At 41.4% G+C, this 12,524-nt stretch carries 16 protein-coding genes and 1 tRNA gene; 9 read left to right on the top strand and 8 right to left on the bottom strand.

What is annotated here, in order from left to right; translation table 11 throughout:
- Positions 1 to 82: 82 nt before the first annotated feature.
- The 4 genes from HM003_01710 to HM003_01695 form a co-directional block, all read right to left on the bottom strand.
- Positions 83 to 835, bottom strand: coding sequence for a zinc ribbon domain-containing protein (locus HM003_01710; protein MBX5328059.1), 753 nt, complete (start codon positions 833 to 835; stop codon positions 83 to 85).
- 7 nt (positions 836 to 842) lie between these two features.
- Positions 843 to 2,225: an NAD(P)/FAD-dependent oxidoreductase gene (locus HM003_01705; GenBank protein ID MBX5328058.1), complete on the bottom strand. Its 1,383-nt coding sequence runs from the start codon at positions 2,223 to 2,225 to the stop codon at positions 843 to 845.
- Between the two features lie 111 nt (positions 2,226 to 2,336).
- A complete protein-coding gene (locus tag HM003_01700) occupies positions 2,337 to 2,672 on the bottom strand; it encodes a cupin domain-containing protein (protein MBX5328057.1) in 336 nt (111 codons plus the stop codon).
- Positions 2,673 to 2,688: 16 nt separating this feature from the next.
- On the bottom strand, positions 2,689 to 2,916 hold the full coding sequence (locus HM003_01695; GenBank protein MBX5328056.1) for a hypothetical protein: 228 nt from the start codon (positions 2,914 to 2,916) through the stop codon (positions 2,689 to 2,691).
- A gap of 126 nt (positions 2,917 to 3,042) precedes the next feature.
- On the opposite strand from HM003_01695, the gene HM003_01690 reads away from it, so the two are divergent.
- Positions 3,043 to 3,408 (top strand): hypothetical protein, encoded by a 366-nt coding sequence (locus tag HM003_01690; protein ID MBX5328055.1) that lies wholly within the window; start codon positions 3,043 to 3,045, stop codon positions 3,406 to 3,408.
- Between the two features lie 12 nt (positions 3,409 to 3,420).
- A complete protein-coding gene (locus HM003_01685; protein ID MBX5328054.1) occupies positions 3,421 to 3,921 on the top strand; it encodes a hypothetical protein in 501 nt (166 codons plus the stop codon).
- A gap of 6 nt (positions 3,922 to 3,927) precedes the next feature.
- Here HM003_01685 and tmk read toward each other — a convergent pair whose 3' ends face one another.
- Entirely contained in the window at positions 3,928 to 4,530 is a 603-nt protein-coding gene (gene tmk, locus HM003_01680) for a dTMP kinase (GenBank protein ID MBX5328053.1), read from the bottom strand.
- Between the two features lie 86 nt (positions 4,531 to 4,616).
- Between tmk and HM003_01675 the strand changes: the two genes are divergently transcribed.
- The 5 genes from HM003_01675 to HM003_01655 all read left to right on the top strand — a co-directional run bounded on the left by HM003_01675 (position 4,617) and on the right by HM003_01655 (position 8,356).
- Positions 4,617 to 5,897 carry an HD domain-containing protein gene (locus tag HM003_01675; GenBank protein MBX5328052.1) on the top strand — a complete coding sequence of 427 codons (1,281 nt, stop codon included), beginning with the start codon at positions 4,617 to 4,619 and terminating at the stop codon, positions 5,895 to 5,897.
- 10 nt (positions 5,898 to 5,907) lie between these two features.
- Positions 5,908 to 6,336 carry a DUF126 domain-containing protein gene (locus HM003_01670; GenBank protein MBX5328051.1) on the top strand — a complete coding sequence of 143 codons (429 nt, stop codon included), beginning with the start codon at positions 5,908 to 5,910 and terminating at the stop codon, positions 6,334 to 6,336.
- Positions 6,327 to 7,499: a DUF521 domain-containing protein gene (locus HM003_01665; protein ID MBX5328050.1), complete on the top strand. Its 1,173-nt coding sequence runs from the start codon at positions 6,327 to 6,329 to the stop codon at positions 7,497 to 7,499. Before HM003_01670 ends, HM003_01665 begins: the two co-directional genes overlap by 10 nt.
- A gap of 82 nt (positions 7,500 to 7,581) precedes the next feature.
- Positions 7,582 to 8,148: a glycoside hydrolase family 1 protein gene (locus HM003_01660; GenBank protein ID MBX5328049.1), complete on the top strand. Its 567-nt coding sequence runs from the start codon at positions 7,582 to 7,584 to the stop codon at positions 8,146 to 8,148.
- A 133-nt stretch (positions 8,149 to 8,281) separates the two neighbouring features.
- Positions 8,282 to 8,356: transfer RNA gene (locus HM003_01655), tRNA-Glu, on the top strand.
- A gap of 139 nt (positions 8,357 to 8,495) precedes the next feature.
- On the opposite strand, the gene HM003_01650 is transcribed toward HM003_01655, so the two are convergent.
- Positions 8,496 to 8,747, bottom strand: coding sequence for a type II toxin-antitoxin system RelE/ParE family toxin (locus tag HM003_01650; protein MBX5328048.1), 252 nt, complete (start codon positions 8,745 to 8,747; stop codon positions 8,496 to 8,498).
- Positions 8,731 to 8,931 carry a hypothetical protein gene (locus tag HM003_01645; GenBank protein MBX5328047.1) on the bottom strand — a complete coding sequence of 67 codons (201 nt, stop codon included), beginning with the start codon at positions 8,929 to 8,931 and terminating at the stop codon, positions 8,731 to 8,733. The genes HM003_01650 and HM003_01645 overlap by 17 nt, the downstream gene beginning before the upstream one ends.
- A 191-nt stretch (positions 8,932 to 9,122) precedes the next feature.
- Here HM003_01645 and HM003_01640 point away from each other — a divergent pair, with 191 nt between their 5' ends.
- The gene (locus HM003_01640) at positions 9,123 to 10,658 is read left to right on the top strand and encodes a carboxypeptidase M32 (GenBank protein ID MBX5328046.1); all 1,536 of its coding nucleotides are present in this window, start codon (positions 9,123 to 9,125) and stop codon (positions 10,656 to 10,658) included.
- On the opposite strand, the gene HM003_01635 is transcribed toward HM003_01640, so the two are convergent.
- On the bottom strand, positions 10,659 to 10,862 hold the full coding sequence (locus tag HM003_01635) for a hypothetical protein (GenBank protein MBX5328045.1): 204 nt from the start codon (positions 10,860 to 10,862) through the stop codon (positions 10,659 to 10,661).
- Positions 10,863 to 11,116: 254 nt separating this feature from the next.
- Here HM003_01635 and HM003_01630 point away from each other — a divergent pair, with 254 nt between their 5' ends.
- Positions 11,117 to 12,523 carry a bifunctional 5,6,7,8-tetrahydromethanopterin hydro-lyase/3-hexulose-6-phosphate synthase gene (locus HM003_01630; GenBank protein MBX5328044.1) on the top strand — a complete coding sequence of 469 codons (1,407 nt, stop codon included), beginning with the start codon at positions 11,117 to 11,119 and terminating at the stop codon, positions 12,521 to 12,523.
- Position 12,524: the final 1 nt, after the last annotated feature.

The following is a 12,524-nucleotide window of genomic DNA, read 5'->3' as shown; positions in this document are numbered from 1 at the left end:
AGTCTAGCCTCTATTAGCATTAGTTAGACGTAAATAAAAAAATGTTTATCAACTGTGCCTTCTTATTGCTTTAGCAACATTTTTAAAGTATCCCGAATTTAGCTGGAGGAATGTCGCCTTTTATGACTGTCCCAGTTGCGCCGTCAACGTATAACTGGTAAGTTTTGCCCTCATAATCGTATTTTATGAACCATATAGGAGCGTGCAGGTAAACTGTTTGATTTACGTTAATTTCGCTTTTCATTTCAATCACTTTATCCACGTCTTGCATCGCCAGATGCCGGTGATGCTCTTCAATTTCTTGTTTAGCCCGCTCAACTGCTTCATTCTTGTCAATTTCGCTGTTAAGAGTTTTAGCAAAATCCTCAATGCGTCTAAAATCGTATGGAACCTTGCCATCTAAAGGCACATCATATTCCCTTGTGGGAAATTCAGTCGCTTTTCTTGCAAGGACAAGCCAGTCATATTCTTTCGCTATTCGACCTTCCTTAACAATTGGAGGAGCGATTCGCTCAAATACCCCCTTATAAGTAGTCTCCACTTTCGCAGTCACGACCCAAAACGGCACATACATGAGGAATTTTTCTGTTAGTTTTGATTTTCTGGCAAGGTCTGGCGGTTTCAAAAAGCCGCTGCGCATCCAATGTCTTATTGCTTCTTCGATTTGTGTTTGGTCGTACTCGTTCAGTAACATTGAGTGTTCGAAGGTGAAGGCTTTTCCCGTTTGTATGACGACGGTGTAACCGCAGTATCTGCATGTTGCTATGATTTCGCCGGGTTTAAAAAAGATTGGTGCGCCGCAATGTGAACAGCTAATCGTTTCGACTATTGACATTCAATCTTCACGCTTTCTGCTTTTCTCTCTTTATGATTTCTCTGGCAACAATTATGCCGGATGCTGATGCTTGAACTAGTCCGCGTGTGACGCCTGCACCGTCTCCAATTGTGAACAAATTGTTTATTTTTGTTTCTAAACAGTTGCTCAACTGCAGTTTTGAGGAGTAAAATTTTACTTCCACTCCATAGAGCAGAGTGTCTCTGGAATAGATGCCTGGAATCAAATTGTCCAAGGCTTGGAGCATTTCTCTGATGTCTGCGAGGTAACGGTATGGCAAAACGAAGCTGAGGTCGCCTGGTGTGGCATTTTTTAATGTTGGAATGATGACGCTTCGCGAGATTCTTTCGGCTGTTGACCTTCTTCCAGCTTCTAAATCGCCTAGTCGTTGGATTATTACGCTGCCGCTGAGAAGATTCGAGAGTCTGGCGAGGTATTTTCCGTAGGCTATTGGCTCTTTGAAGGGTTCAGTGAATGACGTGCTTACGAGGATGGCGAAGTTTGTGTTTTCTGTCTTTCGTTCAGCGTAGCTTTGTCCGTTGACTGTTAAGACGCCGTTGTAAGATTCTGTTATGACCTCTCCATAAGGCGCGACACAGAAAGTGCGAACTTGGTCATCGAAGGATTTGGAGTAATAAACAAGTTTTGGCTCATAAAGAGCGTTTGTTAATTCTTCCATTACAGAGGCTAAGACTTCCACTCTTATTCCAACGTCAACTGGATTGTTCAGTGTTTTCAAGCCTAATGCTTGTGCTTCTGCTTGAAGCCACTCTGCCCCGCTTCTGCCTGGCGCAACAATAACGTATTTTCCAAAGAATCTTTCGCCGTTTACTGTTTCAACGCCTTCCACTGTGCCGTTCTTCACTATGAGTCCTTTGACGTCTTTTCTTGGTTTGAAATCCACTTTGTTGTTTAATTCTTGGCGCATTTTTCGAAGGGTTTGAGCGCATCTTTCTGTGCCCATGTGTCGGATTTTTTGGCGAATAAGCTTCAAGCCGGCTAATGATGCTTTTCGTTCGATTTCTTCCATCTTTTCGACGTCTGCTCCGTAAACGTGCTCGGTTGCGCCAAATTTTAAGTATAAACTGTCTACGTGGTTGACGAGTTCTTCGAGCTCTTTTGAAGACACGTATTCGTTGAGCCATCCGCCTACTTCTGTGGACAAGGTTAGTTTGCCATCACTGAATGCTCCAGCTCCTCCCCATCCGGATAAAACTAGGCATGGTTCACAGTGGACACATTCGAATCCGCGGCTTGCGGGGCATTTACGTTGGTTTATGTTGGGTCCTCTGTCCAGCATTAGAATGTTGAGTTTGGTTTTTTCTGTAAGCTCAAGCGCAGCGAATATCCCAGCGGGTCCTGCGCCGACAATTATTACGTCATACTTCAAATGGACTGGTCTCCTAAAGCCCAAATCAAGATGTAACAACTAGCATATATTTTTACCGAGAAGACAAACCGTTAAAACCAATGCGGGGTTATGAAGCCTAAGTCACTAGCATCATTTATGTGGAACAAGACAGAGAAACTTAAGTGGTTTTTTGCCAGTATTTTTGAATTGATGCTTTTCGTTTGGAGGAACAAAAATGAAGTCGCCGGGCTTAAACTTCTTCTCTTCAGTTCCGCCTATAACATGCCCTTCTCCTTCGAGGATAAACACTTCATGTTCCCATGGATGACTGTGAAGCGGACTGTAACCGTTGGGCTCCATCTCGAAAAGTCTCATGGCAAAATTTGGAGCACCTATTTCTTTTGTGATAAGCCATCTTACCTTAAGCTTTGAAGCTCCTTCATCTGCTTCTTTGGCTTCAACGTTCTGATAATTAGAAATTTTCATTCACTTCACCTTTGTATTAATCTTTTATGGCTTCTAGTATGCTCATTACGTTCCACAATTTAACCCGCGTGTAAGGTGGCATGTTCGGGTCTTGCAGAATCTCATCTAAAATTGATATGGCATTTGAGGCTTTGACGGCGGGTGTGTACTCCGTTGTTTGCAAAGCGTTTATTGAATCTTTAGCTGCTCTTCTAATATTCCTCGGTGTCGTATTATCTTCGGAAACCTCACCTAACACAACCATCGCTTGTTTTATTCGTTCTTCATATTCCTCAAGCTTCTTTTTCCTAACCACACTTGCCACCCCATAATACTACGCGATAACCAAATTATATAGGCTTTATACTAATCTACTTTGAGGTTTTAAAACTTGCCGACAGAAAAACGGGAAGAGCAAGATGTTAAACGAATGGCAGACTTGCTCCGACAAGGCGCAACCCTCACAGAATTAGCTTGTCCTGCTTGTGCTTCTCCACTGTTCAGACTGAAAAGCGACGACCTTTGGTGTGCAAAATGCGAAAAGAAAGTCATAATTGTAAAAGAAGGAGAAGAAACAACAAAAGCAACAAGCCCCATGGTTCTTGACACGCTTGAAGCAACAGTCATGGCTAAAGTGCAAGAATTACAAAACAGAATCCAACAGGAAACAGACGTGGGAGAGCTTGAAAAACTAGGCAAAGTATTATCTGAATTACTGGAAAACCTTGAAAAAATAAGAAAAATCAAAAGAACCTAGGCGACCACTCGAATGCTTGGACTCTACGAAAACTTCCCAAAAAACATCCACAAAAAAGCCCACTTCACTGTTTTAGTGTCAAATAAGCGATTCCAGCAAACATTAATTCGCACACTTTACGAGATAAACGGCAAAACCTTCAACTTAGAGGAAATCGCTTACCCTTCAGTGCCTCAATGTAAAGTAGTTTTTGAATGGGGAATAGCGGACACAAGCGACTTCAATTATTTAGATGAGGAAGAAACAAGCAAAGTGTTAAAAACCGTGTGGAAAAAGCCATGTCGAATAATGGACTTCTTCTGTGCCATACGATATTACAAAACACAGAATGAAAAGGAAATTCCATTAAAGTTTGACTACTACATGCTACGCTTTACACCAAACAAAAATTTGCTGGAAATACAGGTTTTCCATGAAAGAGGACTACGATACACAACGCCAGAAGACATAATAAACCTTATCATAAACAAAATTAACCAAGGTTCTACGAGAAAAATGCTTAAACCATCTTAAGTTTTCTTAGGCTTTCTCACCCAAGAACTTCATAACAACTTCTAAAATGGCGTCTGCAACTTCCTTTTTAGACTTGTTACCGTCTATTCTGATAAGCTCGCCTTTTTCAACAAACTGCATGTAAACCTCACGCACCTTCAACTGCGTCTCCAGATTCTCCATCACTGACTTTTTAGATTTCAACCGTTGAATTACAGTATGCGGCTCAACGTCAATGAATATTGCCAGATTCGGGCGTAGTGCATGTTTGTTTATCATCCCAATCCATTTTAAGTCAAGCCCCGCAGCGCCTTGATAAGCCATGGAAGAATAAACGTAACGGTCAGAAACCATAACACTTCCCTTATCCAAGGTGGGAAGTATCACGTCTTTTACATGTTCAAAACGATCAGCGGCAAAAAGCAGAGCCTCAACAACAACAGACATTCGCTTGCTACCATGCAGACAGTACTTCCTTATAAAATTCCCAATCTTGCCACGAGTCGGTTCAGCCGTGTAAACCGCATCATATCCCAGTTTTCTAAGCCTTCTCACAAGAAACTTAGTTTGCGTTGTTTTTCCGCAACCGTCTAATCCTTCAACACAAACAAAAACGCCTTTTCCTTTCATGTTTCAATCCCAAGCGTTTTTAGACGTTAGGCATTATAAGAGTGAAGATGCATTAATAATTATTTAAAACATTGGAGAAAACGCCGATGCCCAAAAACTATTGGGGCGAAATAAAAGACCCAGTTCATGGATACGTATACATAACCGACGCAGAAAAAGAAATCGTAGACTCATACCCTGTTCAAAGGCTACACAGACTACGCCAATTAGCCGGCGCAGAATATGTTTATCCCGGAGCAAACCACACACGCTTTGAACATTCCATCGGCGTCATGTTCCTAGCTGGAAAAACCGTGAAAAGCCCCAGCCTATCACAGAAAATAAGCGAAGACGAAGCGGAAATGGTTAAAGTTGCAGCGTTGCTTCATGATGTTGGACACGGACCTTTCTCTCATGTTTTTGAGCATCTGCTGGATAAAGAACTTGGAAAGACACATGAAGACATGACAAAATGGATAATAACAAACAGTGAATTAAAAGACAAAATAACAAAAATCGGATATAAACCCGAAGAAATAGGAAAACTGGCAATAGGCACTTTGCACAAGCCCAAAAAGACGTTCTTAAACCAGATAATCAGCAGCGCAGTCGACGTGGACAAACTAGATTTTGTCGTAAGAGACACGCACCACACGGGCGCAGAATACGGCTACGTAGACGTTTTCCGATTAATCCATGCATTAGATGTTTTAGGCGAAAACCTAGCAGTAGACGCCGGCGCACTTTCAGCCCTTGAATCACTAATAATCGCTCGCATAGAATCCTTCAAAAGCATATACTTCCACCGCGTCGGAAGAGCCGCACAAATCATGCTTGCCATGGCAATGGAAAAAGCAAACGAAGAACTCGGGTTAACAAGTTTCAAAACTGCTGAAGAGTATCTTGCCATGGACGACTACACCGTGTGGACAATGCTGAAAAACTGCAAAAAATCAAACGAGATAATAATAAATCTGGAAAGAAGAAAGATACTTAAATGCGCTTACGAAAGAACATTCTACGAAAAAGACGCCATGATTTCAAACATTTTCAGCCAAGAAGCATACAGAAAACAAATACGCGCCGAAATTGCACAAAAAGCAAAAGTCGAAGTTGAAACTGTCATAATAGACGTGCCCACAGTGCCATCAGTCCCATATCACCATTCAGTTCTCACGGAACCAATGGAAATCCCAGTATTTTATCGAACAAAAGAAGGAAAAATGGTTCCTCAACGTTTAAGCGAAATCTCAAAAATCTTCGAAGTTCTAAAAGGATTCATGAACATACTGCGCGTTTATACGCTTGAAGAAAACCGCGAAAAAGTCGGCGACGCAGCGTCAGAAATTTTAGGTAAAATTCCAACAACTGCGAAAATATCTTACTAAAGGGGACAACATGCAACCAATAACATTAAAAGGACGTGGAATCGTCGAAGGACAATGCAAAGCAGAAGCTTTAGTGTCAAAAAAACCAATAAGCTTCTTAGGCGGAGTTGACCCAGCAGACGGAAAAATAATCGAGAAAAACCACGATTTATGCGGAGAATGCGTAAAAGATAAGGTTTTGTGTTTTCCTCACGGGCATGGCTCAACCGTAGGCAGCTACGTGATGTATTCTTTGGCAAAGAAAAAGTTGGCGCCAAAAGCAATAATTAACAAAACGGCAGACCCAGTCGTAGTTGTCGGCGCCATAATAGCAAACATTCCAATGATTGACCAAATAGACATCAAACAAATTGAAACAGGCGACTTAGTAGAAGTTGACGCTTGCGAAGGCATAGTTAAAATTTCGAAAAGAAAGGAGACTCAAAAGGCTTGTATTTGACAAAGGAAGAGGAGCGCATCTACAACGGTGAATTTGGCTGGGCAAACCAAATTTGCATGAAGATACTCGTGCGTTTGGGTGAACTCTTTGATGCAACAAAACTTATCCCGATAAGTTCCGCGCATGTTTCTGGAGTTTCATACAAAACGCTCGGTGACGCCCCCGTAGATTTTTTAGAAGCAATGGCAAACGCGAACGTAAAAACAAGCGCAAAGGCAACATTAAACCCGCACAGCATCGACAAGGAATATTTATGCAACAAACTGCCATCTGACATATGCAAAAAACAGTGGCAAATTCTAGAATATTTCAATAAGATGGGTTTCAAAAATTCTCTCACATGCACGCCATATTACTTGGAAAAACCGAGACGCGGCTCGCACCTTGCATGGGCTGAATCGTCCGCTGTGGTCTACGCCAATTCGGTTATTGGTGCATGGACAAACCGAGAAGGAGGACCAAGCGCTCTTGCCGCTGCCATTATTGGAAAAACGCCAGACCATGGTGTTCACAAGGCTGAAAATCGTCAGCCTCAAGTTTTGGTGAAAATAGAAAAGCCGCTGCAGAACGAAGTGGAATTTGGCGCTTTAGGAATATTTCTTGGCAAAATTTTGGAAGACAAAATTCCAGTGATACAAGGGTTACAGAGTGCTTCACAGGACAGTTTGAAGCAGTTAAGCGCTTCTCTTGCATCAACAGGAATGGCCAACATGTTCTATCGTAACAAAAAAAGAGTAAAAGCTAGCGAACTTGAAAAAGTAAGCGTGAAGACTGATGACATAAGGCGAACAATTGGAGAGCTAACGACCACTGCTATACAAAAGCCCGACTTAATTTTCATCGGATGCCCTCACTGTTCACTCTCAGAAATCAGACAAATCGCAGATTTCATAGGCACAAGGAAAGTCAAGGCTGGGACAGAACTGTGGATTTGCACATCACACTTCATAAAAGAAAAAGCACGAAAATACATAGAAAAAATAGAGCAAAGCGGCACCCACGTAATGACTGACACATGCGCTGTTGTCACATGGACTGACAAACTAGGAATCACAACTATAATGACAAATTCTGCCAAAACAGCTCATTACGCACCAACATTAAACAAGGCAGACACTTTACTTGCGCCATTAAAAGACTGCTTAAAAGTAGCTCTCGTATAATTGAGACTTACGCGATTAATACCCTCTCGGCTATAATAATCAATAAAAACGCGGCAAGTAAATAACTTCAACTGGTGAAGACATGAGATTTCCAGATAATTTTCTCTGGGGCGCAGCCAAGAGTGGATTCCAATTTGAGATGGGCAACCCAAACAGAAAAAACGTCGATTCCAACACAGACTGGTACGCTTGGGTGCATGACCCTTCCAACATTAACAAAGGCATCGTCAGTGGAGACCTACCAGAGAATGGCATAAACTACTGGAACCTTTACAAGCAAGATCACGCTCTTGCCAAAAAACTCGGTTTAAACGCTTACAGGATAGGAATTGAATGGAGCAGAATCTTTCCCAATAACACATTTGCCGTCGAGGTTGGAGTGGAAAGGGCATCTGATGGAAGAATTGCCAAAATAGACATTGATGAGGCGGCCATTGAAAAGCTTGAGAAAATAGCTAACAAAGAGGCGGTAAACCACTACAGAGCCGTAATAGAGGACTTACGAGCTAAGGACTTTAAAGTATTCGTTTGCCTAAACCATTTCACCCTGCCCTTATGGATTCACGACCCAATAACTGTTCACAAAACACGCATGCGCAGAAAAAGCGCGGAAATCTACAAAACGGTAATAAAAGGCGAACAAGCATAAAACGCGCGTTATAATCGAAATTTTATACACGTTAGGTTAAACAATCATAATAACTATCGAATACAATAATACAGCAAAAGGTAAGATTTATTCGAACGAAAAAACATCTTGCATGTTGCTTCAGCAAAAGAAAGCTCCGGTAGTATAGCCCGGTCAAGTATTCCGGCCTTTCGAGCCGGAGACGCGGGTCCGAATCCCGCCCGGAGCATTCCAATTTCAGGCTTGTTTTGAGCATATTTTGGTTAAAAAGGCTCAATTCGAGCAGTTTGGAAAAGAGGCTAAAATTGGAACACGAATTTGCTGGCAAAAACACCATCTGATTTGAGTTTGAATATTAGTCAAGTTTGTTAATAGACACGTTTGCGATGACCCACAACTAATAAGAATACTTCGTTTTTCTTAATTTGATAAAGAACTCTGTAATCCCCTATTCTTAAAGAGTAAACGCCTTTCCATTCACCGCGTAAAGGCTTTCCTGCAAAAGGGTCAGTCTTTAATATGCTGATCCCTCGAAGCATCCGCACTTGAACTCCTCTATCAAAAGCTTTAATTTTCTTCAAGAAACGCGGGGTAAACCGAATTTCAAATTTCGTTTTCAAGATTTAACTCTCTTATAAGCTCATCAAGCGGTCTAGCCTTGCCCTCTTCAACCTCTCGCAAGGCAATCTTCAAATCCTTAACAAGTTTCTTGTCTTGCATAATCTCAAGAGTTTCCAATAGCTCATTCATTAAACTGGCAGCCTTTGTTAGCAATTCTTTCTCTTCCGCTGTTAAGAGAGTCATTTACCTTTCGCAACCTTTCCAGAATATAAAATCTCTACAGACGTTTTAACTCTTACTCTCAAAATTGGATTAGCAAACGTATTTACTGGTAAATTTGTGCGCTATTCCCACTCGTAGCACTTTCTCAAGTTAAAGCTCATATATGCTTTTGCGCTTATTGAAACCATCTTTAGAACTTAATGGGGATAGAAATGGCTGAAACTTTACAGTCAAGTTATAAGAAGTTAATGGAGAAAATGAAGGAATTTCTCATTTTTCAATCTGCGGAATTTGTTGTTTATTGGGACATGGAGACTATGATGCCGCCTAAGGCGATTAATTTACGAAGCCAGCAGCTTGCTTTACTTAGTCGTATTGAATATAAAATGAGCACAGACCCTGAAATAGGAAGACTACTGGAAGAAATCATGCAGCATCCAAAATATGAAGAGTTAGATGCTGTTCAGAGAAGAAACGTGTATTTAACAAAGAAACGGTATGAGGAACAAACAAAGCTTCCAGAAGAATTAGTTGCTCAAATAGCAAAACAACAAGCCATAACCATAGACAAGTGGAAGAAGGCAAAAGCAGCCAAAGACTTTTCCATGTTCAGCCCAGAACTGGAAAAACTAGTCGAGTTGCAAAAGAAGGCTGCAGAAATTTTAATGAGCGTGAAAGAAACCGACACGCCCTACGATGCACTAATAGACATTTACGAACCAAAAATGACCACAAGAACCATAACAAAAATTTTTGATGAACTGCGAGAAGGATTAGTTTCAATACTGAAAAAATGCGAAAATTCTCAAAAACAACCCGACACGAGCATACTCAAACGCAAAGTAGCCATAGATGTACAGAAAAAAATCGCCAAAACCCTCGCCGAATTTGTCGGGTACGATGTGACATCAAAAGAAGCCGGCGGAAGAATTGATGAGACAGAACATCCGTTCACGGCAGGATATTATGATGACGTTCGAATAACAACCCATTACTACGAAGACTACTTCACATCCTCAATATTTTCAGTGCTACATGAAGCAGGACACGCAATTTACGAACAAAACATAAACCCAGAATGGATTTATCAACCAGTCGGAACGTCATGCTCTTCGGGTTTTCACGAGTCGCAGTCTCGTTTTGTAGAAAACATCGTTGGACGCTCACCAGAATTTTGGAGCTACTTCTTACCCAAACTAAAAGAAGCTATAGGCATAACCCTCTCGGATGTAAACTTAGACGCATTCGTCCGTGCCATCAATCAAGTTAAGCCTTCAAAAATTCGTGTCGAAGCAGACGAAGTTACCTATGGGCTTCATATTATCATAAGATTTAACATAGAACGTGACTTGTTTGCAGATAAAATAACTGTTAAAGAACTACCGGAAATATGGAACCAGAATTATAAAGAGTATTTGGGAGTGAAAATTGAAAACGATTCCGAAGGCGTAATGCAAGACACCCACTGGGCAGGAGGCTCATTCGGCTACTTCCCAAGCTACGCACTAGGCAACATCTATAGTGGACAGATACTTACCGCGATGGAAAAAGACCTGCCAGATTGGAGAAAGCAAATAGAAAAAGGAAACTTCACAAACATAAAAGGTTGGCTGGTGAAAAATGTTCACATCTACGGGAATCTTTACGACCCAACAGAACTCATGAAAAAAATTACAAAGAGAGATTTGAGTGTCAAACCTTTCTTGGATTATCTGCGACAAAAATACGCAACAATATACGAGTTCTAACTATTTAGTTTCTACATTTTTCTGTTTCCGATGCAATTTTAATGTTACAAACGCGAAAAAGCCGACAACCACAAGAACTACTCCAGTCCAACCAACTATTGCTTGATAATAATTGCTACCATACAAAAACAAAATAGCACCTACAACCATTAAACACAAACAGACGCCACTTTCCCGCAACACCCAAATCACTCCATAAACCAATTTTAACTTCTCACCTTTCAAAATATTTAATTTACTATTTACAATTCTCAACTACTTTATGAAAGTGTAGGAACTAACTAAATATCCAAAGCCTAAATCGGCAAACATTTAAAAACAATGTAGATTATTGCGCTCTAGAGGTTCGCTTTTCCGACAGTCTTATATAGAAGAGGCTCGGATTAAATTATCTGGTGACAAATATAATGTCGGAAACAAGCCTAAAAAAGCCCGAAACACGAGAAGAATTTGTAAAAATGTTGACAGACGCTGCCAAGAAAGAGGCGAAAACCCGGAGTCTTCTGAGAGGAAAACCGACAAAGCCTACAATTTCTGGGACAGCACAAATTCTGAACATTCATAGGGACACGTTATACGCGTGGCTTAAGGAGTTTAATGTCGATTTTGATAAAGTTACTGAAAGCATATCCGCAGATTTATTGTCGGAAGCTGCCGAAGTGCCTCAAAAACACACCTACCTAATCGGCGAAGCACTCATTGGAGAAGGCAACGAAGTTTCACACATCGACCTTCTAATAGGCGACAAAGACGGACCTGTCGGAGAAGCATTTGCCGCAGGACTTTCCAACCTTTCAGCGGGACACACACCACTTTTGGCGGTTATAAGACCTAATCTTCCACCAAAACCACACACGTTACTTGTGCCAAAAGTCACAGTGAAAAATCTCGAAGACGCAGGCAAAATTTTTGGTCCCGCGCAAGCCGCAGTTGCGAAGGCTGTGGCAGATGCAGTTGAGGAGGGCATTATCCCTAAAGATAAGGTGGACGACTGGGTCATAGTATGCAGTGTCTTCATACATCCACAAGCAAGTGACTACCGCAGAATATACCACTACAACTACGGCGCAACAAAACTGGCTTTGAAAAGGGCTCTATCAAAGTATCCAACACTAGAGAAAGTCTTCTACGACAAAGACAGAGCAAAGCACCCAATCATGGGATTCAGAGTACCCCGCCTTTGGAGACCACCCTACGTGCAAATCTCGTTGGACATACCAGAGTTTGAAAAGACAAAGAAAATTATAACGGAGATTCCTAGAAGCGACAGAATAATACTTGAAGCTGGAACACCGTTAATAAAAAGATATGGAACAAAAGTGATAAGCGACCTAAGAGAAATTGCCAAAGACATATTTTTCATTGCGGACTTGAAAACTTTAGACGTTGGGAAAGTCGAGGTTGACTTGGCTTACGAAGAAACAGCAGATGCAGTTATCGCAGCAGGATTGGCACCAGCCGAAACCCTTGACGCTTTCATTCACGAAGCAAAAAGACTCGGAATATACGCAATGGTAGACATGTTGAATGTGGAAGACCCCATCAAAAAACTCAAGACGCTCAAGCAGTTCCCAGACGTAGTCATCTTGCATAGAGGAATAGACGAAGAAACTGGAAGAACACTTGGCTTGGAGCTTATCCAAGAAATGCGACACACCTTCAGTGACAAAAAATTCTTAGTCGCTGTCGCTGGCGGAATAGTGCCAGAAACAGCCAAAGAAGCATTAGAGAAAGGCGCAGACATAATTGTTGTTGGAAGATACGTAACGCAGTCAAAAGACATTGAACGTGCTGTAAGAGACTTTCTCGAGTTGACACCAGCAATGCGTGAAGACGTAGACCTATTCAGAGTTCATGTAGAATAAC

The organism is Candidatus Bathyarchaeota archaeon A05DMB-5 (assembly GCA_019685655.1).
GTDB lineage: Archaea > Thermoproteota > Bathyarchaeia > Bathyarchaeales > Bathycorpusculaceae > DSLH01.
The sequence above is the reverse complement of the archived record's forward strand: the minus strand, read 5'-3'. Positions and strand labels throughout refer to the sequence as shown.

Bases quoted from the DNA above. Each gene is read 5' to 3' on its own strand.
- HM003_01695 (MBX5328056.1), bottom strand. From the start codon at position 2,916: ATGGTTGTGTTAGGTGAGGTTTCCGAAGATAATACGACACCGAGGAAT.
- HM003_01645 (MBX5328047.1), bottom strand. From the start codon at position 8,931: ATGACTCTCTTAACAGCGGAAGAGAAAGAATTGCTAACAAAGGCTGCC.
- HM003_01710 (MBX5328059.1), bottom strand. From the start codon at position 835: ATGTCAATAGTCGAAACGATTAGCTGTTCACATTGCGGCGCACCAATC.
- HM003_01640 (MBX5328046.1), top strand. From the start codon at position 9,123: ATGGCTGAAACTTTACAGTCAAGTTATAAGAAGTTAATGGAGAAAATG.
- HM003_01670 (MBX5328051.1), top strand. From the start codon at position 5,908: ATGCAACCAATAACATTAAAAGGACGTGGAATCGTCGAAGGACAATGC.
- HM003_01660 (MBX5328049.1), top strand. From the start codon at position 7,582: ATGAGATTTCCAGATAATTTTCTCTGGGGCGCAGCCAAGAGTGGATTC.
- tmk (MBX5328053.1), bottom strand. From the start codon at position 4,530: ATGAAAGGAAAAGGCGTTTTTGTTTGTGTTGAAGGATTAGACGGTTGC.
- HM003_01630 (MBX5328044.1), top strand. From the start codon at position 11,117: ATGTTGACAGACGCTGCCAAGAAAGAGGCGAAAACCCGGAGTCTTCTG.
- HM003_01685 (MBX5328054.1), top strand. From the start codon at position 3,421: ATGCTTGGACTCTACGAAAACTTCCCAAAAAACATCCACAAAAAAGCC.
- HM003_01675 (MBX5328052.1), top strand. From the start codon at position 4,617: ATGCCCAAAAACTATTGGGGCGAAATAAAAGACCCAGTTCATGGATAC.
- HM003_01700 (MBX5328057.1), bottom strand. From the start codon at position 2,672: ATGAAAATTTCTAATTATCAGAACGTTGAAGCCAAAGAAGCAGATGAA.